We start from the raw sequence: 19,916 nt of genomic DNA, 5'->3' as shown, positions 1-19,916 counted from the left end.
ATTGCCCCTCAGCTGTTCGAGATTTCGTCACACGTTCGAAATGCTGGCGTGACAGTAAGGACGGGGCGGTGGGGGTGTCAATGGGTCGAACGGGTAACGGTTTCGACAAGACTTTCGAGAACCTTTTCGGTCCCGCACGAAACCTTCACAGTGGCGCCTAGGAACGTGACCGGCGGGGAATCTAGTCTTCCGGCGTCATGGACTTCTGCCACCCGTGCCAACGGCACCTCAACGGCGCCCTGGCCTGCCCGGGGTGCGGCACGCCGGCCCAGTCTGTCGCCGCGCGCGCGGACGCACCCCTCGCGCACGGATACGCGGGCGCGGTGGCGGCTCCGTACGGTCCGAACGCTCCGTACGGTCAGGAAACCTTCACCGGCCCCTCGGGCGCGCCGTACGCCGGCCACGTAGACGTACCCGACCACGCCGCCTATTACGCCCCCGAGCCGTCCGGCGAGTTCGCGAGCGGCGGCGCGGACCCGCACCACCACCCCGACCGGGACGACTACGACGACTACGACGACCACGACGGTCATCCCGACGGCGACGACCACACAGGCCCGGACGACGAGGCCGCCGACCGGCACGACCAGGCGGGTCCGGACGAGTCCGGCGGCCGGGCCGCCCGGCGCCAGTCCCGCGGCCGCGGCCACGCACCCGGCAGGGACGAGGCCACCGACGGCCCCGAGGCCGGCGACGCCAGCCGTCGTGACCGCAAGGCCGCCGCGCACCGGCGCCGCCGGCGCCGCACCCTGCTGATCACCGCGGGCTTCGTCCTGGCGGCGGGCGGTCTCAGCCTCGCCGAACTCGGCACGGACGCCCCCTTCTCCGGCGGCAAGCCGGCGGCGTCCGGGGGCGCGTCGGCGGACGGCGGCACCTCGTCCGCCTCCCCGGACCGGACGGCCGCCCCCCTCGACGACACCTCGGGCGCCGCGGCCGGCCCGAACGCCTCAGCCTCCCCGGACGCGTCGGCCTCCGCCTCCAAGTCCCCGAAGGACAAGGACTCCAAGTCCCCGTCCGCCAAGGACACCGACAAGGCCGAGCAGTCCGCCACGACCGGCTCGGGCGTGGGCACCCCGGCCCCCACCGCTCCGGCGCCCTCCCGGCCGGCGTCCACCCCGACCTCGCAGCCGACGACCTCGAACCCGACCCCGCAGCCGTCGCCGACGACGTGCAAACAGTTCCTGTGGTGGTGCACGTAAGGGTGGTGCCGGATCGCTGTGGGGCGTTCCGGGTCGGCCGACGGCTCTTGGAAGCCGGTCGTGCGCGCCTCCGCCCCTCGCATGCCCCCGTACCACCCCGTGCCCTCCGTCACCCGGGGTATCGGTGACACCGACCCGCCGGTGAGGCGGTTGAGTCGAACAGGCACACCTCGCCGTACCGATCTCGGGAACGCCCGGCGGCGGAAGGGGCGTTGTGCACGGAGCAGCGAGCAGCGGCTCGGTTGAGGAGAGCGGATGACGCAGGGGATCACCGTCCACGGCACGGTCAGCGAGGGCTTCGAAGCGGTGCGCGAGGAGTTCGCCGCCTTCGTCGCCGAGGAACGGGGCGACTACGAGGGGCAGTTGTGCGCCTACGTCCATGGCCGGCAGGTCGTGGACCTGTGGGCGGGCGAGGGCGCCGACGGGGAGTCGCTGTACGGCGTGTTCTCGTCCACCAAGGGCGCCGCCCACCTCGTCGCGGCCCTGCTGGTGCAGGACGGCACGCTGGAGCTGGACCGTAAAGTCACCTACTACTGGCCGGAGTTCGCCGCCGAGGGCAAGGGCGTGCTGACCCTGCGCGACCTGCTCGCGCACCGTGCCGGGCTGGTCGGCACCGACGCCGGCTTCAGCCCGGCGGAACTGGCCGACGACCGGGCACTGGCCGAACGCCTCGCCGACCAGCGGCCGTTCTGGCGCCCCGGCACCGCCTTCGGCTGCCACGCCCTGGTGATCGGCGCGCTGACCGGCGAGATCGTCCGGCGCGCAACGGGCCGTACGATCCAGGAGCTGTACGAGGAACGGGTCCGCACCGCGTACGGCCTGGACTTCTTCCTGGGCCTGCCGGCCTCCCGGGAGCCGCGCTTTCGCAGTACGCAGCCGATGCTGCCGACGGCCGAGCAGTACGAGCTGCTGGCCGCGCAGCCGTCCGGACCGCACACACTCACGTCCATCGCCTTCAACCGGCACGCGGCCGAGCCGACCCGGCTGGAGTGGCTGCCGAACGAGCGCGCGATCCGCGCCAAGGGCCCGGCCTCGGTGGGCGGCGTCGCCTCGGCGCGCGGGCTGGCCGGGATGTACGCGGCGATGATCAGCGAGGTCGACGGCAAGGCGCCGCTGCTGAAGGAGGACACGGTCGCGGAGTTCGGCCAGCTGCACTCCGTCGGGTACGACCTGGTCGCCCGCGCGCACAACGCGTTCGGCCTCGGCTTCCAGGCCACGTCCGACACCTGGCACCCCTTCCTGGGCGCCGGCACGATCGGCCACAGCGGCGCAGCCGGCTCCCAGGCCTTCGCCGACCCCCACAGCGGCCTCGCCTACGGCTACACACGACGCCGGTTCGCCTTCCCGGGGGGTGCGGCACCGGAGAACAACAGACTCGCGGCGGCGGTGCACAGAGCGGCGCTGGCAATCCCCTGAGGGGCGCGGGGCTGTATCGATTGTCAGCAGCCGCACCCCACGTCCAAGGATGCGGCTGCCGATGTACGCAACGACGGATCTCAGACCAGCGTCACGGTGATGTTGCCACGCGTCGCCTTCGAGTAGGGGCACACCTGGTGAGCCTTCTCGATCAGCTCCCGCGCAGCGGACGCATCGACGTTCGGGATCTCCGCGGAGATCTCCACGATGATCCCGAAGCCCTCCTCGTTCCGGCCGATCCCGACCTTCGCGGTGACGGTCGAGCCGGAGACGTCGGCACCCTCCTGGCGGGCGACGACGCCGAGCGCGCCCTGGAAGCAGGCGCTGTACCCGGCGGCGAACAGCTGCTCGGGGTTGGTGCCGGCGCCGCTGCCGCCCATCTCCTTGGGCGGGTTCACGACGACGTCGAGCTTGCCGTCGTCGGTGGCGACGCGGCCGTCGCGGCCGTTCTCGGCGGTGGCCACGGCGGTGTACAGGACCTCGGACTGCTGGATCGGCATGCGGTTGTCTTCCTCCTCGGTCCGCCGTGACTCGCGCCCACGATCGACGGCGGATTTCGGAAAGAAGTTACCGCATGCCGGAAAGGGCCGGGAAGGGCTTACAGCTTGACGATCATCTTCCCGGTGTTGTCGCCGCGCAGGACCCCGAGGAACGCCTCCAGGTTGCTCTCGATGCCCTCGACGACCGTCTCGCGGTACTTCAGCGCGCCCGAGGCGACCCAGGGGCCGACCTCCTGGACGAACTGCGGCTGGAGGTCGTAGTGGTCGCCGACCAGGAAGCCCTCCATGCGGCCGCGGGTCATGATCAGCCGGGCGAGGTTCCTCGGGCCGGGGGCGGGCTCGGTGTTGTTGTAGACCGAGATCATGCCGCAGACCGCGATCCGGCCACCCTGGTTGAGCGAGCCGATGGCCGCCTCCAGGTGATCCCCGCCGACGTTGTCGAAGTAGACGTCGATGCCGTCGGGGGCGGCCTCGCGCAGCTGCTCGCTCACGTCGCCGTTCCTGTAGTTGAAGGCGGCGTCGAAGCCGTACTCCTCCACCAGCAGCTTGACCTTCTCGTCGGAGCCGGCCGAGCCGATGACCCGCGAGGCGCCCTTGAGCTTGGCGATCTGCCCGACCTGGCTGCCCACGGCACCCGCCGCGCCGGAGACGAACACCGCGTCGCCCTCCTTGAAGGAGGCGGTGCGCAGCAGGCCGGCGTAGGCGGTCAGGCCGGTCATGCCGAGCACGCCGAGGTACGTCGACAGCGGCGCGGCCTGGGGGTCCACCTTGACGGCGTTCTTGGCGTCCAGGGCCGCGTACTCGCGCCAGCCGAAGAAGTGCAGGACGTGGTCGCCCACCGCGATGCCCTCGGCGTTGGACTCGACGACCTCGCCGACCGCGCCGCCCTGCATGACCTTGCCCAGCTCGAACGGGGGCAGGTACGACTTCGCGTCACTCATCCGGCCGCGCATGTACGGGTCCACGGAGAGGTACTTGTTCCGCACCAGCACCTGGCCCTCGCCGATGGCCGGGACGGGTGCCTCGACCAGGGCGAAGTCCTCGGGCTTGGGCCAGCCGACCGGGCGGCTGAGCAGGTGCCATTCGCGGTTGATCATGACAGTGCCTTTCAGATTTACTTCAGTACCTGAAACAACCATGCTCCTGAATATTTCATGATGTCAAGTAACGCGGTATCCTGGAGCACATGTCCACCCCAGAGAAGACCCGCCGACCCGACGCCCTGACCATGGAGGTGGTCGAGCTGATCGGTGACGTCGTGGCCCGGTTCTACGCGGACTACGAGCTCGCGGCGGGCGAGCACGCGCTGACCGGCCCGCAGGCGCGCCTGCTCAGCCTGCTGTCGCTGGAGCCGTTGCCGATGCGCAAACTGGCGCAGAAGCTCAAGTGCGAGCCGTCGAACGTGACCGGGATCGTGGACCGCCTGGAGACCCGCGGCCTGGTCGAGCGCCGCCCCGACCCCGCCGACCGCCGGGTGAAGCTGGCCGCCGCCACCGACGAGGGCCTCAGGGTCGCCCGGGATCTGCGCGAGGGCCTGCGCTTCGCCCGCGAACCCCTGGCCGGTCTCTCCGCCGAGGAGCGGGGTGCCCTCAGGGACCTGCTGCGGCGGATGCTGGACGCCTGAGCCCGGCCGGTAAAGTCTCCGCCATGCGCGATCTTGGGGTGGGGTTCCGTTACCTCCTGAAGGGCCAGCGGTGGGTGGGCCGGCACGGCCGGCAGTACGGCTTCGGCCTGTTGCCCGGCCTGATCGCGCTGGTCCTGTACGCGGCGGCGCTGGTCGCGCTCGGGGTGTGGGGCGAGGACGCCGTCTCCTGGGCGACCCCGTTCGCGGACCACTGGACGAGCCCCTGGCAGGGCCTGTTCCGCGGCTTCCTCACGGCCGTCCTCTTCGCCCTCGGCCTGCTGCTGGCCGTGCTCACCTTCACGGCCGTCACCCTGCTGATCGGTCAGCCCTTCTACGAGAACCTGTCGGAGAAGGTCGACGCCGACGTCTCGCCCGACGGCACGGCACCGCAGTCCGGCCTGCCGCTCTGGCGCGAGCTGTGCATCTCCGCCCGCGACAGCCTGCGCATCCTGGTCCGGGCCGGCCTGTGGGGCGTGCTGCTCTTCGCCCTGGGCTTGCTGCCCTTCGTCGGCCAGACGGCCGTCCCGGTGATCGGCTTCTTCGTCACCGGGTTCTTCCTCACCGAGGAACTGACCGCCGTCGCCCTCCAGCGCCGTGGCGTCGAACTCCGCGCCCGTCTCGCGCTGCTCCGCTCCCGCAAGACCCTGGTCTGGGGCTTCGGCACGCCCCTCGGGCTGGCCTTCCTGGTCCCGTTCGTCGCGGTGTTCCTGATGCCGGGCGCGGTCGCGGGCGCCACCCTCCTCGCCCGTGACCTGCTGGGCGAGGAGAGCACGGAGGAGGAGTCCGCGGACGACGACGAGCGGGTCACTTCCTGAACGTGGCCCCCGCCGCCACCGTCACGATCGACCGCACCTGCGCGATGATGTCCAGCCGGTTGCGCACGAACTCGGGGTCGGTCACCGTCCCCGTCGCCGGGTCGGTGTTGCCCGCGCCGAACTGCAGGACCGGCGTGTGCACATGGCCGCCCGGCAGGGTGTCGTGCAGGCCGAGGCGGTCCCGCAGCAGGGTCGCGCGGTAGGCGATCTCGTTGGAGAGGTAGTCCCCGCCGCCCCCGGCCCGGGCCGTCGAGCCGGAGGTCGGGCCGTCCGGCCGTACGACCGGGACGGTACCGCCCGCGGGGATCTCGGTCACCTCCGTGTGGTCGTACACGGGGAACCGGCCCGTGTCCGCGGCCGCGATCGAGGCGTACGGCAGGGTCGTCGTCGTCCACTGGGGCTGCGTGGCCGGATCGGTGACGGGGACGGTCTCGGTGCGCGAGGCGTTGTCGTTGTCGGGGAAGCCGCCCCGCCAGGCTCCGTTGGTGCGCTCGACGTCGAAGCGCCCGATGCGGCCCTGGCTCACGGTGGTGAACAGATCGACCTCGGGAAGGTACGGCCGCAGCGTCCGCTCGACGGTGCCGTCCGCGAAGTCCTGCCAGCGCACGGGGAACACCGCCGTCTCCACACGGGCGGGTCCCTCGGCCGTCTCGACCACCGTGCCGTCGAGCGCGAGCGCACTCGCCCCGGACGGATTGGAGATGCGGATGTCCCGGTCGAGGGTGAAGGGGTCGAACCCGGTGAGCAGGATGCGCCTGAGGTGCGGTCGGCGGGGGTAGCGGATGTCGGTCTGGCCGCGCGAGGTGCGCTCCAACTGGTCGAGCAGATCGGTGCGCTGGGTGTCGGTGAGGGCGAACCCGGCTTCCCAGGTGCGCACTTCCCTGGTCATTGCCAGCCGCGCCCAGTACAGCGGCCGGTCGTCGTCCCGGCTGAGGTCGCCGCCCGCCGTCCCCCGCCCCTGCGCCCGGTCCACGGCCCGCCGCCACAGCGCCGATCCTTCGTGTACGACGATGCGGCGGGCCTGCGCGTAGGAGTGGGCGTCCGCCAGCTCGCGGGTGAACTCCGGTGCCACGTCGGCGAATCCGGAGCGCGCGAGGATCTCCTGCGGTACGGCCTGGTCGAGCCGTTGTTCCTCGACGGTGGGAGAGAGGGCCGTTCCGGCGGCGGCCGTCGTGGTCGGGGCCGACAGGCCGGCCAGCAGGGCCATGCCGAGGACGGCGGTCCGTATGCGGAGCGAGGTCACGGGAGTCGGGGTCCTTCCGTCGCTGTGGGGCGCGTGGTGCGGTGGACGGCGGAAGTATCGCGTGAGGGGAGTGGTCTACGCCATGGTGCGAACGAGCCGCGACGGCGGTCGAAATCGTGGCGGCGGTACCGGCGGACAGGTGATACTGCCGCCCGTGAAGACAGCGAAGGCCGTCAACCTCGGCGTCATACTCCTGCTGGAGCTCGGCGTCCTCGGGTCCGCCTGGTACTGGGGGTACACCCATGGCGGCACCGGCGGCCTCCTGATCGGCGTCTTCGGGGCGGGCGCCCTCGGCTGGCTGTGGGGGCTGTTCGGGTCTCCGCGGGCGAGGTTCAAGGTCCGGGGTGCGGCCCGCGTCGCGTTCGAAGTGCTCTGGTTCGGCGCGGGCGCCTTGGCGCTGTACGCCGCCGGGGCGCACACCTGGGCGGTCGCCTTCGCTGTCGTCTGCGTGATCAGCAAGACCCTCGCCCACATCTGGGACCAGTGACCCTCACTCCACCGGCTCGCCCAGCAGGCGCAGGAAGTCCCGGAACGCGCCCGGCATGTCGACCGACTCCGGGTCCAGCAGCCACTGGTACTGGAGGCCGTCCATCACTGCGATGAGCAGCGGCGCGGTGCGCTCGGGGGTGAGGCCGTTAGGCAACCGGTCGCCGTATTCTGCGCGCAGAACCGCCGTCATGTTCTCGCGGACCTGGGCGTAGCGCTCGGTGAAGTAGGCGCGCGCCGGGTGCCCTTCCGTCACGCTCTCGCCGAGCAGCGCCGAGAAGGTCTGGATGATGGCGGGGCGCATCGCGTTGTACTCGACCAGTGAGGCCAGCAGGTCGATCCGCCACCGGGTGTCCGGCACCGCGTCCCACCGGTCGCGCTCCTGGAGCACCGCCACCAGCAGGGCGTCCTTCGTCGGGAAGTAGTGCAGCAGCCCCTGCTGGGTCAGCCCGACCCGCTCGGCCACGGCGGCCAGGCTCGCCCCCCGGTAGCCGCGCTCGGCGATCACCTCCAGGGCCGCCCCGACGATCTCCGCGCGCCGCTCCTCGCTCCTGACCCTCGCGTTCATGCCGTCACCGTACGGCATCCACGAGAGCTGAATATAACGGCAAGATAACAAAACCTACCGCTCTACAGGTAGCGGATGCAGGATGAGAGGGAACCGAGGGACTTCAGCGAGGAGGTACCGCCGTGGCGGAGACGGACAAGGCGCGCACGGACAAGGCGCGCACAGACGAGGCCCGCGAAGCGGTGGTGGAGGCGGCCCTCGGGCGGCTCGACCTCGACGCCAAGGCGCGGCTGCTGGCCGGCCAGGACATGTGGACCCTGCCCGCCCTGCCGGAGATCGGCCTGAAAACCCTCGTCATGTCCGACGGCCCGATCGGCGTGCGGGGCGTGCGCTGGACCGCCGACGACCCCTCTGTCGCCCTGCCCTCACCGACCGCGCTCGCCGCCACCTGGGACCCCGCCCTCGCCCGCCGGGCCGGCACGCTGCTCGCCCAGGAGGCTCGCCGCAAGGGCGTCCACGTCCTGCTCGCCCCCACCGTCAACCTGCACCGCTCCCCGCTCGGCGGCCGCCACTTCGAGGCCTACAGCGAGGACCCGTACCTGACGGGCGCGATCGGCGCCGGTTACGTCACCGGCGTACAGTCCGGCGGCGTCGGCACCACCGTCAAGCACTTCGTCGCCAACGACGCCGAGACCGACCGCTTCACCGTGAACAACCTGGTCTCCGCACGCGCCCTGCGCGAGCTGTACCTCGCCCCCTTCGAGGCGATCGTCGAGAACGCCCGCCCCTGGGGCATCATGACCGCCTACAACATGGTCAACGGCACGACGATGACCGAGCACCACCACCTGGTCGACGAAGTCCTGCGGGGCGAGTGGGGCTTCGACGGCTTCAACGTCTCCGACTGGATGGCCGCCCGGGACACGGTGGGTGCCATCAACGGCGGTCTGGACGTGGCCATGCCCGGCCCCGAGACCGTCTACGGCGAGGCCCTCGCCCAGGCGGTCCGGGACGGCGAGGTCGCCGAGGCCACGGTCGACGCCGCCGTACGCCGGGTGCTGCGCCTGGCGGCCCGCGTCGGCATCCTGGACGGCGCCGAACCGGTCGTCGCCGAGCCGCCCGCGCCGGTCGACGGCGAGGCCCTGGCCCGCGAGATCGCCCGCCGCTCCTTCGTCCTCGTCCGCAACGAACGCGGCGCCCTCCCGCTCAAGCCCGGCACGGTGGCCCTGATCGGCTCCGCCGCCCGCGACGCCCGCGTCCTCGGCGGCGGCTCCGCCACCGTCTTCCCGGCCCGGATCGTCTCCCCGCTCGACGGCCTCACCGCCGCCCTCCCCGCCGGCACCCTCAGCTACGCCGTCGGCGCCGACCCGGCCACCGAACTCGCCGTCGCCGACCGGGGCTTCACGCTCCGCACGGTCTGCCGCGACGCCGACGGCAACGTCATCGGCACCCGTTCGGCTCCGGGCGGGCAGATCCAGTGGATGGGTTCCGACCTCCCCGAGGGCGTCACCCACGACAAGCTCCACACCGTCGAACTGACCGGCACCTTCACCCCGCGCGAGTCCGGCCCGCACACCTTCGGCATCAAGGGCATGGGCGCCTTCACGCTCACCGTCGACGGGACGACGTACTACGACGACATCCAGCGCCCCGGCAAGGACGACCCCTTCGAGGCCTTCTTCGGTGCCCCCGCACCCCGCGCCCAGGCCGAACTCACCGCGGGCCGGACCGTCGACGTCTCCCTCACCCACGTCGTCCGGCTCCCCGACACCATCCCCGTGAAGGTCGTCGCCTTCGCCCTCGCCCACTCCGCCCCGCAGCGCGACCCCGACGAACTGATCGCCGAGGCCGTCGAGGCCGCCCGCGCCGCCGACACGGCCGTCGTCACGGTCGCCACCACCGACCGCGTCGAGTCCGAGGGCTTCGACCGCACCGACCTCCGCCTGCCCGGCCGTCAGGACGACCTGGTCCGCGCCGTCGCCGCCGCCAACCCGAACACCGTCGTGGTCGTCAACTCCGGCTCCCCGGTGGAGCTGCCCTGGCGGGACGAGGTCGCCGCCGTACTGCTCAGCTGGTTCCCCGGCCAGGAGGGCGGGGCCGCCCTCGCCGACGTACTGACCGGCGCCCACGAGCCCGGCGGCCGGCTCCCCACCACCTGGGGCTCCCTGACCGACGCCCCGGTCTCCCAGGTGACCCCCGCCCAGGGCGAACTGCCCTACACCGAGGGCGTCTTCATCGGCTACCGCGCCTGGGAGCGGGCCGGCCGCACCCCGTCGTACCCTTTCGGACACGGCCTCGGCTACACCGACTGGGCCTACGAGTCCCTGGAGCTCGACGGCACCACCGCGCGCATCCGCGTCCGCAACACCGGCGACCGGGCCGGCCGCGAGGTCGTGCAGGTCTACGTCGCTCCGGCCGAGCCCGACACCGGCCGCCCGGCCCGCTGGCTGGCCGCCTTCGCGGGCGTTCAGGCCGGGCCGGGCGAGAGCGTCGAGGTGAGCGTCGAACTGCCCCGGCGGACCTTCGAGGTCTGGGACGACACGGTGAAGTCGTGGGCGTTTGTGAAAGGTTCGTACGAGATCACGGCGAGCCGCTCGATCAGCGACCATCGGCTGACCGCGCCGATTAACGTCTGATCCGGGACAAGTCCCCCACGAACAGCCCCGGTCCGGGACCTGACCCCTGGACCGGGGCTCAGCACGTCCGGACGGATATGGCAGACTCCCGGGCCGCGAACACCGGAGACACCGGGCACGGCACGGGGGAGAACACCATGTATCCAGGCCAGCAGCAACAGCAGCAGCCGGGGCCGTACGGGCAGCAGCCGCAGTACCAGCAACCGCAGTACCAGCAGCCGTACCCGCCGCAGCAGCAGGGCTACCAGCCGTACCCGCCGCACCAGGCCGCCCAGCCGTACCCGCCCCACCAGTACAACCCCCACCAGCAGCCGGTCCCGCACCAGCCCCCGCCTCCCGCCCAGCACGTCGGCGAGGGCCGGATGCGGCTGGACCCCAACCTCACCCCGGACCAGCGCGACCTGGTGCTGAAGATCCAGGCGAAGGCCAAGCCCATGGCCTACGGCTTCGTCCTCGGCGTCCCGCTCCTCTTCGGCGGCGCCCACTACGGCTTCACGCACAGCCCCGTCGGTTTCGCCGCCGCTGCCGCCGGACTGGCCCTGCTCGCCTTCGGAGTCTTCAACCTGCTGCGGATGCAGGCCCTCAAACGGCAGCTGCGGCTGATCACCCCGGACGCCTGGCGCTCCCCGGCCGCCCATCTGCCCGGCGCCCGCAAGGCGGCCACGCAGGCCGCCTACCTCAACATCCTGCTCGTCCTGCTGTCCCTCGCCGCGACCGGCTATTTGCTCTACAAGGGCGCCGGCTGGGGTGCGTACGGCAACTCCCTCGGCTTCGGCGCGCTCATGCTCGGCGCGGCCCTGCCCTTCGGCATGGCCCTGGCCGCCGCGACCACTGTCCCGCAGCTGCTCCAGGTGATCCCGGCCGGCGCGAAGGTCGGCCGGAGCCTGTACTCGATCATCTTCGTGCTGGCCACGACCGTGACCGGCGAGGGCATCAAGAGCGTCGATCCGACCGCGATCGCGGCGGGCGGCAGCACGCTGCTGATCTGCGGAGGCGCGATGGCCCTGCTGGGCAAGGCGGCCAAGCGCATGCGCGGCGAGACCGTCTAGCGCACCGAGAAGCCGTACACCGTCTCCGAGCGGTAGACCTCGCCCGGCCGTAGCACCGTGCTCGGGAACTCCGGGCGGTTGGGGGAGTCCGGGAAGTGCTGCGTCTCCAGGGCGATGCCGTCGCCGGGGGCGAAGGGGCCGCTCAGGTGGTCGGCGGTGTAGAGCTGGAGGCCCGGCTCGGTCGTGGCCACGGTGAGCACCCGCCCGGACGCCGGGTCGTGCAGCTCGGCCACCTCCTCGGCCGCACCGGTCACGCCCTTGTCCAGGACGAAGTTGTGGTCGTAGCCGGAGCCGGCCTTGCGGGCCGTACGGAAGTCGAAGCGGGAGCCGGTCACGTCCGCCAGGGCTCCGGTGGGGATCAGGTCCGCGTCGACGGGGGTGTACCGGGAGGCGGCGAGCCGCAGCTCGTGTCCGCCGGCGTGGCCGGAACCGCTCAGGTTCCAGTACCCGTGGTGGGTGAGGGTGACCACGGTCGGCGCGTCCGTGACCGCCTCGTAGGCGATCCGCAGCGCACCGGACGCGTCCAGCGTGTAGGTGGCCGCGACCTCCAGCCGGCCCGGGAAGCCCTCCTCGCCGTGCGGGCTGACCCGCGTCAGGCGTACGCCGTGCTCGACCGGCTCGGCCTGCCACACCCGCTTGTCGAAGCCCCGCTCACCGCCGTGCAGGGAGTTGGGCCCGTTGTTCCGCGCCAGTGCGTACGTCCGGCCGTCCAGCGGGAAGCGGCCGCCCGCGATGCGGTTGGCGTACCGGCCGACCAGAGCGCCCAGATACGGCCCCGGGTGCTCCAGATAGCCGTCGAGTCCGGCGAACCCCAGCACCACGTCCGCCGCTCGTCCGTCCCGGTCCGGGACCTCGACGCACTGCACGATCCCGCCGTACGACAGCACGCGCACCCGCACTCCGGCCCGCTGCAGGGTCCAGCGGTGCACCGGGGTGCCGTCGGAAAGTGTGCCGAAAAGTTCGCTCATGTGGGAAACCCTAGGTCACGGCCGCTCCGCGGTGACCGTGCGGTAGGCGATCTCGGCCAGCCTGGCCTGGCCGTTGCGGCCCGGGTGGAACCAGTCCCAGTGGCTGAGCTGCTCCGTGTCGAAGCTGTAGTCGAAGACGGCGTTGCCGTCGAAGCGGCAGCGGCGGTCCTTGGCGCACACGTCCTTCAGCACCGCGTTGTAGGCCTCCACCCGCTGCTGCACCTTGTCCCGGCGCAGGGTGGCCGCGCCGGTGAGGTCGTCCGCGTCACGCAGCATCGACGGGCAGATCCCCAGCTTCCACACCTGCTTGCCCAGCGGGTTCTCGCGGCCCTCGGACCACAGCCGCTTCAGGTTCGGCACGCTCGCCACGTACACCTGCGTCTTCGGCAGCGCCGAGCGCAGCGTGCTCATCGCCTCCTCGAAGTCCGCGCGGAAGCCGGCCACCGAGGTCATCGCCCGCGCCGACGAGCGGCAGGCGTCGTTCGCTCCGACCATCACCGTGACCAACTCGGGGCTGCGGGTGGCCGCCTGGACCATCTGCTCCGGCAGGTCGGACATCCGGGCGCCGGTCACCGCGTAGTTCCAGCTGCGCTGCGCCGCCCCCGTCACCCCGAGCAGCCGCACCGCCAGGCTGTCCACCTTGGCGTCGCTGCCCGTCGCCCAGGACACCTCGGGGCAGTCGGTGAGCACCGTGCACGCGTCGAAGCCGCGCGTGATGGAGTCGCCGACCGCGGCGATCGAGTGCGGGCTGCGGTTCCACACCGGCGCGGGCTTCGCCGCGGAACGCGACGCGCTCGCCCCGGAGTCCGTACCGTCGGCGCCGCTCCCGCCGAAGGCGTCACAGCCCGCCGTCGCCAGCATGGCCGTCACCACCACGGCAAGGGCGGCTCGCGCACGGTGCCTTCGCTTCCGCATCCCTGCTGGTCCCCTCGTTCGACGGTGTACTGCTCCCTCCCATAACAACGCGCGGGAGTTCCCGGCCCGGCTCGATGGAACGGCTCACACCCGTACAAGCGTCCCCCTGGGTGAATGGCGGGGGTTTCCTGGCACCGGGACCGACGGTACGTCACACTCCTTGCGCCGCCGCAGGGTAGCCTCGCCATCAACGCGGCCGTCGTGCCACTGCCGCCCAGCCAGTCCGCAAGATGTCCCGCTCTGCCCGGAGGTTCCGGTGACGACACGTGGAGTTCTGTACGTGCACTCCGCGCCGCGCGCGCTGTGCCCGCACGTCGAGTGGGCCGTCGCCGGGGTGCTCGGCACGCGCGTCAGCCTGGACTGGATCCGGCAGCCCGCGGCCCCGGGCACCTGGCGCTCGGAGTTCTCCTGGCAGGGCGAGGTCGGCACGGCCTCCAAGCTCGCCTCCGCCCTGCGCGGCTGGCACCTCCTCCGCTTCGAGGTCACCGCAGAGCCCTGCCCCACCGCCGAGGGCGAGCGCTACAGCTGCACCCCCGACCTCGGCATCTTCCACGCCGTCACCGGCCTCCACGGCGACATCCTCATCCCCGAGGACCGCCTGCGCGCGGCCCTGCTGCGCAGCCGGCGCGGGGAGAGCGACCTGGAGGCCGAGCTGTCCAAGCTGTTGGGCAAGCCGTGGGACGACGAACTGGAGCCGTTCCGCTATGCAGGAGAGGGAGCACCGGTACGTTGGCTGCACCAGGTGGTCTGAGACACCCCGACGACAATGGCCCGACCTCCACCACAGGAGACCGGGCCATTCAGCGTTACGGGACTCAGACGGTCCGGAACGCCAGGACCACGTTGTGCCCGCCGAAACCGAACGAGTCGTTCAGCACAGCGATCCGGCCCTCGGGCAGCGCCCTCGCCTCACCGGTCACCACATCGGCGTTGACCTCGGGGTCGAGGTTGTCCACGTTGATCGTCGGCGGAGCCGTACGGTTCACCAGCGCCAGGATCGACGCGACGGTCTCGACACCGCCCGCGCCACCCAGCAGATGCCCGGTCATCGACTTGGTCGCGGAGATCGCCATGTGGTCGACGTCGTCCCCGAACACCTTCCGCAGCGCCTTGATCTCGGCGACGTCGCCCTGCGGCGTCGACGTGGCGTGAGCGTTCACGTGCACGATCTCGGCCGGCTTCAGATCCGTGTTGTCCAGCAGGTTCTGCAGCGCGTGCGCGATGCCGTTGCCGGACGGCTCGGGCTGCGTGATGTGGTGGGCGTCGGCGGAGACACCCTGGCCGACCGCCTCGACGTAGATCCGGGCACCGCGGGCCTTCGCGTGCTCCTCGGACTCCAGGACGATCACACCGGCGCCCTCGCCGAGCACGAAGCCGTCCCGGCCGGCGTCGTAGGGACGCGAGGCGCCCTGCGGGTCGTCGTTGTTCTTGGACATCGCCATCATGTTGCCGAAGGCGGCGATGGGCAGCGGGTGGATGGCGGCCTCGGTACCACCGGCCACGACCACGTCCGCACGCCCGGTGCGGATCATCTCGATCGCGTACCCGATGGCCTCCGCGCCCGAGGCGCAGGCCGAGACCGGGGTGTGCACACCGGCGCGGGCACCCAGCTCGATACCGACGTTGGCCGCCGGGGAGTTGGGCATCAGCATCGGCACGGTGTGCGGGGAGACGCGGCGTACGCCCTTCTCCTTGAGGATGTCGTACTGGTCCAGGAGCGTCGTCACACCGCCGATGCCGGAGGCGACGACCGCACCCAGACGGTCGGGGTTCACGGACGGGTCCTCACCGGCCTTGGCGGTGAAACCGGCGTCCTTCCAGGCCTCCTGAGCGGCGATCAGCGCGAACTGAGCGGACCGGTCCAGCTTGCGGGCCTGCGGCCGGGGGATGATCTCGCCCGGCTCGACGGCGATCTGCGCGGCGATACGAACGGGCAGCTCGGCCGCCCACTCCTGCTCCAGAAGGCTGACACCGGACGTGCCGGCGACCAGGGCCTCCCAGGTCGAGGCTGCATCGCCACCCAGCGGTGTGGTTGCGCCGATACCGGTGACGACCACGGTGCGATTGGTCGGGCTCACGGGAATTCTTTCTCCAACGGATGCGGGAATCTACGGCGCCACCGCCGGGTGGCGGGGCCTTGCAGCCTGGCCTAAAGGGTGGCTCAGGCCTGGTGCTCGAGGATGTACTTGGTGGCGTCACCGACGCTCTTGAGGTTCTTGACGTCCTCGTCCGGGATCTTCACGTCGAAGCGCTCCTCGGCGGCGACGACGACCTCGACCATGGACAGCGAGTCGACGTCCAGGTCGTCGGTGAAGGACTTGTCCAGCTGGACGTCCTCAACGGGGATCCCGGCGATCTCGTTCACGATCTCGGCGAGACCGGCGACGATCTCTTCCTGAGTGGCGGCCATGTCAGGCGCTCCTTCTTCGATTTCCAGACGGTTTTACGGCGCCCGCCGCGACAGCGGCAGGTCGTGCGGAACCCGCACCGGATCACATGACCCGGCACGGAGTGCCTAGGGGAGGGTAACGACCGTGGCGGCGTAGACGAGACCCGCCCCGAATCCGATGACGAGCGCGGTGTCGCCGCTCTTCGCCTCGCCGGTCGCCAGAAGCCGCTCCATCGCGAGCGGAATCGAGGCGGCCGAGGTGTTGCCGGTGGTGCGGATGTCACGGGCGACCGTGACATGCTCCGGCAGTTTCAGCGTCTTCACCATCGAGTCGATGATCCGCACGTTGGCCTGGTGCGGGATGAAGACGTCCAGGTCGTCCGCGGTGATTCCGGCCGCGTCCAGCGCCTGCTGGGCGACCTTCGCCATCTCGAACACGGCCCAGCGGAACACCGCCTGGCCCTCCTGCGTGATCGCAGGGAACTTGATGTTGCCCTCGCTGTCGAGGGGCAGCTCGGAGACGTCGCCGATGGCGAACCGGTCCCACGGAACGGTCTGCTTGATGGTCTCGGACTTGTCGCCCTCGGAGCCCCACACGGTCGGGCCGATCGCCGGCTCCTGGGAGGGGCCGACCACGACCGCGCCGGCGCCGTCGCCGAACAGGAAGGCCGTCGCCCGGTCCTCCAGGTCGGTCAGGTCGCTCAGCCGCTCCACGCCGATGACGAGCACGTACTCGGCGGAACCTTCCGCCACGATGCCCTTGGCGAGGGTCAGGCCGTAGCCGAAGCCCGCGCAGCCGGCCGAGATGTCGAAGGCGGCGGCCTTGTTCGTGCCGAGCTTGTCGGCGATCTCGGTGGCGACGGCCGGGGTCTGGCTGAAGTGCGAGACGGTCGAGACGACCACGGCGCCGATCTGCTCGGCGTCGATGCCCGCGTCGGCGATCGCCTTGCCGGAGGCCTCGATGGCCATCGCGGCGACCGTCTCCTCGGGGCCCGCCCAGTGCCGGGTCTCGATGCCGGAGCGCGAACGGATCCACTCGTCGGAGGAGTCGATCTTCTCGAGGATCACCTCGTTGGGCACGATGCGGGTCGGCCGGTAGCCGCCGACGCCGAGGATGCGCGCGTACGGGGCGCCCTTGCTGGGCCTGATCTTCGACATGCTCTGGGGCTCCTTCGTCAGGCGCCCGCCGCGTCAGCGGCAGGAGTCGACGCCTCGGCGATGAGCTCGCGGGCAGCGTCGAGGTCGTCAGGGGTCTTCAGCGCCAGCCACTTGACGCCGGGCATGGCGCGCTTGGCCAGGCCGGTCAGCGTGCCGCCCGGGCACACCTCGATGAGCGCGGTGGCGCCCAGCTCCTGGAAGGTCTCCATGCACAGGTCCCAGCGCACGGGGTTGGCGACCTGGCCGACCAGCCGCTCCAGCACCTCCGTGCCGGTGGCGACGGTCCTGCCGTCCTTGTTGGAGACGTAGGTGACCTTCGGGTCGGCCGGCGTGAGCTCCACGGCGGCCTTGGACAGGACCTCGACGGCGGGGGCCATGTGCTGGGTGTGGAAGGCGCCGGCCACCTTCAGCGGGACGACCTTGCGGACGCCCTCGGGCTTGTCCTCGCTCAGCGCGGCGAGCTGCTCCAGCGTTCCGGCGGCGACGATCTGGCCCGCGCCGTTGATGTTCGCCGGGGTCAGGCCCAGCTTCTCCAGGTGTGCGACGGAGACCTCGGGGTCGCCGCCGAGCAGCGCCGCCATACCGGTCTCGGTGATCGCGGCGGCGTCGGCCATGGCCAGTCCCCGCTTGCGGACCAGACTCAGCGCGGTGGTGTCGTTCAGGACACCCGCGACCGCGGCGGCGGTGAACTCGCCGACACTGTGACCGGCGACGGCGCCCGGAGCGATCTCGGCGATGTCACCGAGTGCCGCGGCGGACAGGAGCCCGGCGGCGACCAGCAGCGGCTGCGCCACCGCGGTGTCCCGGATGGCGTCCGCGTCGGCCTGGGTCCCGTAGTGGAGCAGGTCCAGTCCGATGGCGTCCGACCACGCGGCGACGCGGTCAGCGGCACCGGGGAGGTCGAGCCAGGGGGTCAGGAAGCCGGGCGTCTGGGCGCCCTGGCCGGGAGCGACGAGTACGAGCACTCTCACACTCTCTCTTGGGGACGGCCACGGCCGCCCGTGGGGACTGGGACGAAGAACGCGTGGGGCTTTTGTGGGTACCCGACAAAAGCCTAGACTTGGGGGTCTCCATCGGCGAGACGCCCCAGGATCAGCGCGATTCGCAGTGTGAACGCGGATCGTACATCCGAGGGCGACCAGCCGGTGACATCTGTCACACGTCGGAGCCGGTAGCGCACGGTGTTCGGGTGAACGAAGAGCATCCGGGCCGCGCCCTCCAGGCTGCTCGCCTGCTCCAGGTAGACACTCAGGGTCTCCAGGAGCGCCGAGCCCGCCTCCTCCAGCGGTCTGTAGATCTCCTCCACCAACTGCTCGCGGGCGCTCGGATCGCCCGCGATGGCACGCTCCGGCAGCAGATCGTCCGCCAGCACCGGCCGCGGCGCGTCCTGCCAGGCCAAACACGCCTTCAGTCCCGCCGCGGCGGCCTGCGCGGACCGCGTGGCCGCCAGCAGGTCGGCGACGACCGGCCCGGCGACGACCGCCCCTGCGGCGTACGGCCCGATCAGCGACTTGGCCACGGCGAGCGGATTCGCGCTGCCCCCGGCGATGACGACGAGCCGGTCCCCGAGCACCCCCGTGAGCACCTGGAGCTTGGCATGCCGGGCGGCCCGCCGGATGGCCTCGACGGTCAGCTCGCTGTCCCCGTCGGGCGCGGTCCCGAGCACGACGCACACATGCTCCGGCGAGTTCCACCCGAGCGCGGCGGCCCGGCTCACGGCGCCCTCGTCGGCCTCCCCGCTGAGCACGGCGTTGACGACCAGCGACTCCAGCCGCGCGTCCCAGGCACCGCGTGCCTCGGCGGCCTGGGCGTAGACCTGCGCGGTGGCGAAGGCGATCTCCCGGGCGTACACGAGCAGCGCCTCGCGCAGCACGCTCTCGTCACCCGGAGCCGCGACCTCGTCGATCGCGCTCTCCATGACCTCGATGGTGGTCCGCACCATCTCCACGGTCTGCCGCAGCGTGATGGCCCGGGTCAGCTCGCGGGGTGCCGTCCCGAAGACATCCGTGGAGATCGCCTGGGGCGCATCCGGATGCCGGAACCACTCGGTGAACGCGGCGATGCCCGCCTGGGCCACGAGCCCGATCCAGGAACGGTTCTCCGGGGGCATGGCCCGGTACCACGGCAGGGTCTCGTCCATGCGTGCGATGGCCTGCGCGGCGAGACTCCCGGAGGACCTCTCCAGCCGCTTCAGGGTCGCGGAGTGCGGGTGGACGCGCTGGGCTGCGGGTTCGCTGCGGTGGGATTCGGGTTCGGGCACGGGACAAGACTGCCTTATCCGGACGGGACCGTGCGCCGCCGGGTCAGGAGTGAGGTCTACGGTGGTGCGCGTGATGGACGTACGGCGCGCCGGCGAGCGCTACCGCGGAGGGGACCCGGAGACCGGGATCGACACCCGCCACGCCTTCTCCTTCGGCCCGCACTACGACCCCGGGAACCTGCGTTTCGGCGCGGTGATCGCCTGTAACGAGGAGCGGCTGGCGCCCGGAGCCGGCTTCGACGAGCATCCGCACAGCCACACCGAGATCGTCACCTGGGTCGTCGAGGGCGAACTGACCCACCGCGACTCCACGGGCCACGAGACCCGGGTCCGCCCCGGAGACGTCCAGCACCTGAGCGCGGCGGCGGGCGTCCGCCATGTGGAACGCAACGACGCGTCGGTGCCGCTGACCTTCCTCCAGATGTGGCTGGCGCCCCTGGAACCGGGCGGCGATCCGTCCTACGAGATCATCCACGGCATCGCCGACTCCACCCCGTACGCCGTCCCCGGCGCGGGCGCGATGCTCCACGTCCGCCGCCTGCTCCCGGGGGAGCGAACGGCGATACCGGACGCGGCGTACGTGTATGCCCATGTGGTTCACGGGGAGATCCGCCTGGACGGGGAGACCCTCGGCCCGGGAGATTCGGTTCGGATCACGGGGGCGGAGAGCCTGGAGGCGGTGGGGGTCACGGCAGCGGAACTCCTGCTGTGGGAGATGACCCCGTAGCTGGCGGCACCCGGCCGGCGCCG

The 19,916-nt window shown here is 71.6% G+C and carries 20 protein-coding genes; 9 read left to right on the top strand and 11 right to left on the bottom strand.

Going from position 1 to position 19,916, the window contains the following annotated elements:
• The first annotated feature begins 197 nt into the window (after window positions 1-197).
• Together AQI88_RS07125 and AQI88_RS07120 are read left to right on the top strand one after the other, a co-directional pair.
• A complete protein-coding gene (locus AQI88_RS07125; protein WP_066993530.1) occupies window positions 198-1,199 on the top strand; it encodes an SCO2400 family protein in 1,002 nt (333 codons plus the stop codon).
• Window positions 1,200-1,454: 255 nt separating this feature from the next.
• Complete coding sequence (locus AQI88_RS07120; RefSeq protein ID WP_066993526.1) at window positions 1,455-2,615, top strand: serine hydrolase domain-containing protein; 1,161 nt, start codon at window positions 1,455-1,457, stop codon at window positions 2,613-2,615.
• 80 nt (window positions 2,616-2,695) lie between these two features.
• Here AQI88_RS07120 and AQI88_RS07115 read toward each other — a convergent pair whose 3' ends face one another.
• Together AQI88_RS07115 and AQI88_RS07110 are read right to left on the bottom strand one after the other, a co-directional pair.
• Entirely contained in the window at window positions 2,696-3,115 is a 420-nt protein-coding gene (locus AQI88_RS07115) for an organic hydroperoxide resistance protein (RefSeq protein ID WP_066993523.1), read from the bottom strand.
• A 98-nt stretch (window positions 3,116-3,213) separates the two neighbouring features.
• Window positions 3,214-4,212, bottom strand: coding sequence for an NADP-dependent oxidoreductase (locus AQI88_RS07110; RefSeq protein WP_066993520.1), 999 nt, complete (start codon window positions 4,210-4,212; stop codon window positions 3,214-3,216).
• Window positions 4,213-4,301: 89 nt separating this feature from the next.
• Between AQI88_RS07110 and AQI88_RS07105 the strand changes: the two genes are divergently transcribed.
• Both AQI88_RS07105 and AQI88_RS07100 read left to right on the top strand, forming a co-directional pair.
• The gene (locus tag AQI88_RS07105) at window positions 4,302-4,739 is read left to right on the top strand and encodes a MarR family winged helix-turn-helix transcriptional regulator (protein ID WP_066993516.1); all 438 of its coding nucleotides are present in this window, start codon (window positions 4,302-4,304) and stop codon (window positions 4,737-4,739) included.
• A gap of 23 nt (window positions 4,740-4,762) precedes the next feature.
• Entirely contained in the window at window positions 4,763-5,554 is a 792-nt protein-coding gene (locus AQI88_RS07100; RefSeq protein WP_066993514.1) for an EI24 domain-containing protein, read from the top strand.
• Here AQI88_RS07100 and AQI88_RS07095 read toward each other — a convergent pair.
• Window positions 5,544-6,797: a pyroglutamyl-peptidase I gene (locus AQI88_RS07095; protein WP_208615730.1), complete on the bottom strand. Its 1,254-nt coding sequence runs from the start codon at window positions 6,795-6,797 to the stop codon at window positions 5,544-5,546. The two genes, AQI88_RS07100 and AQI88_RS07095, sit on opposite strands and share 11 nt — an antisense overlap.
• A 154-nt stretch (window positions 6,798-6,951) precedes the next feature.
• Here AQI88_RS07095 and AQI88_RS07090 point away from each other — a divergent pair, with 154 nt between their 5' ends.
• A complete protein-coding gene (locus tag AQI88_RS07090; protein WP_244184055.1) occupies window positions 6,952-7,284 on the top strand; it encodes a YrdB family protein in 333 nt (110 codons plus the stop codon).
• A 3-nt stretch (window positions 7,285-7,287) separates the two neighbouring features.
• Here AQI88_RS07090 and AQI88_RS07085 read toward each other — a convergent pair whose 3' ends face one another.
• Window positions 7,288-7,869: a TetR/AcrR family transcriptional regulator gene (locus tag AQI88_RS07085; RefSeq protein WP_066993508.1), complete on the bottom strand. Its 582-nt coding sequence runs from the start codon at window positions 7,867-7,869 to the stop codon at window positions 7,288-7,290.
• A 104-nt stretch (window positions 7,870-7,973) separates the two neighbouring features.
• Between AQI88_RS07085 and AQI88_RS07080 the strand changes: the two genes are divergently transcribed.
• Both AQI88_RS07080 and AQI88_RS46990 read left to right on the top strand, forming a co-directional pair.
• Window positions 7,974-10,427, top strand: coding sequence for a glycoside hydrolase family 3 protein (locus tag AQI88_RS07080; protein WP_066993507.1), 2,454 nt, complete (start codon window positions 7,974-7,976; stop codon window positions 10,425-10,427).
• 77 nt (window positions 10,428-10,504) lie between these two features.
• Entirely contained in the window at window positions 10,505-11,476 is a 972-nt protein-coding gene (locus AQI88_RS46990; RefSeq protein WP_066993503.1) for a hypothetical protein, read from the top strand.
• Here the strand turns inward: AQI88_RS46990 and AQI88_RS07070 are convergent.
• Window positions 11,473-12,444: an aldose epimerase family protein gene (locus tag AQI88_RS07070; protein ID WP_066993500.1), complete on the bottom strand. Its 972-nt coding sequence runs from the start codon at window positions 12,442-12,444 to the stop codon at window positions 11,473-11,475. The genes AQI88_RS46990 and AQI88_RS07070 overlap by 4 nt on opposite strands.
• Before the next feature lie 15 nt (window positions 12,445-12,459).
• Entirely contained in the window at window positions 12,460-13,359 is a 900-nt protein-coding gene (locus AQI88_RS07065; protein WP_066993497.1) for an SGNH/GDSL hydrolase family protein, read from the bottom strand.
• A 256-nt stretch (window positions 13,360-13,615) separates the two neighbouring features.
• On the opposite strand from AQI88_RS07065, the gene AQI88_RS07060 reads away from it, so the two are divergent.
• Window positions 13,616-14,110, top strand: a complete 495-nt coding sequence (locus AQI88_RS07060; RefSeq protein WP_066993495.1) for a DUF3145 domain-containing protein — start codon at window positions 13,616-13,618, stop codon at window positions 14,108-14,110.
• Window positions 14,111-14,174: 64 nt separating this feature from the next.
• Here AQI88_RS07060 and fabF read toward each other — a convergent pair whose 3' ends face one another.
• The 5 genes from fabF to fasR all read right to left on the bottom strand — a co-directional run bounded on the left by fabF (window position 14,175) and on the right by fasR (window position 19,166).
• On the bottom strand, window positions 14,175-15,437 hold the full coding sequence (fabF, locus tag AQI88_RS07055; RefSeq protein ID WP_066993492.1) for a beta-ketoacyl-ACP synthase II: 1,263 nt from the start codon (window positions 15,435-15,437) through the stop codon (window positions 14,175-14,177).
• A gap of 83 nt (window positions 15,438-15,520) precedes the next feature.
• Window positions 15,521-15,769: an acyl carrier protein gene (locus AQI88_RS07050; RefSeq protein ID WP_066993489.1), complete on the bottom strand. Its 249-nt coding sequence runs from the start codon at window positions 15,767-15,769 to the stop codon at window positions 15,521-15,523.
• Window positions 15,770-15,874: 105 nt separating this feature from the next.
• A complete protein-coding gene (locus tag AQI88_RS07045) occupies window positions 15,875-16,906 on the bottom strand; it encodes a ketoacyl-ACP synthase III (protein WP_066993486.1) in 1,032 nt (343 codons plus the stop codon).
• A 17-nt stretch (window positions 16,907-16,923) separates the two neighbouring features.
• Window positions 16,924-17,871, bottom strand: coding sequence for an ACP S-malonyltransferase (locus tag AQI88_RS07040; RefSeq protein WP_066993484.1), 948 nt, complete (start codon window positions 17,869-17,871; stop codon window positions 16,924-16,926).
• An 89-nt stretch (window positions 17,872-17,960) separates the two neighbouring features.
• A complete protein-coding gene (fasR, locus tag AQI88_RS07035; protein WP_066993481.1) occupies window positions 17,961-19,166 on the bottom strand; it encodes a fatty acid biosynthesis transcriptional regulator FasR in 1,206 nt (401 codons plus the stop codon).
• 73 nt (window positions 19,167-19,239) lie between these two features.
• On the opposite strand from fasR, the gene AQI88_RS07030 reads away from it, so the two are divergent.
• The gene (locus AQI88_RS07030) at window positions 19,240-19,893 is read left to right on the top strand and encodes a pirin family protein (protein WP_066993805.1); all 654 of its coding nucleotides are present in this window, start codon (window positions 19,240-19,242) and stop codon (window positions 19,891-19,893) included.
• The last annotated feature ends 23 nt before the right edge of the window (window positions 19,894-19,916 follow it).

It is taken from the genome of Streptomyces cellostaticus (genome assembly GCF_001513965.1).
GTDB classification, from domain to species: Bacteria; Actinomycetota; Actinomycetes; order Streptomycetales; family Streptomycetaceae; genus Streptomyces; species Streptomyces cellostaticus.
Note: the sequence above shows the minus strand (reverse complement) of the source record. Positions and strands in the feature narration are given on the sequence as shown.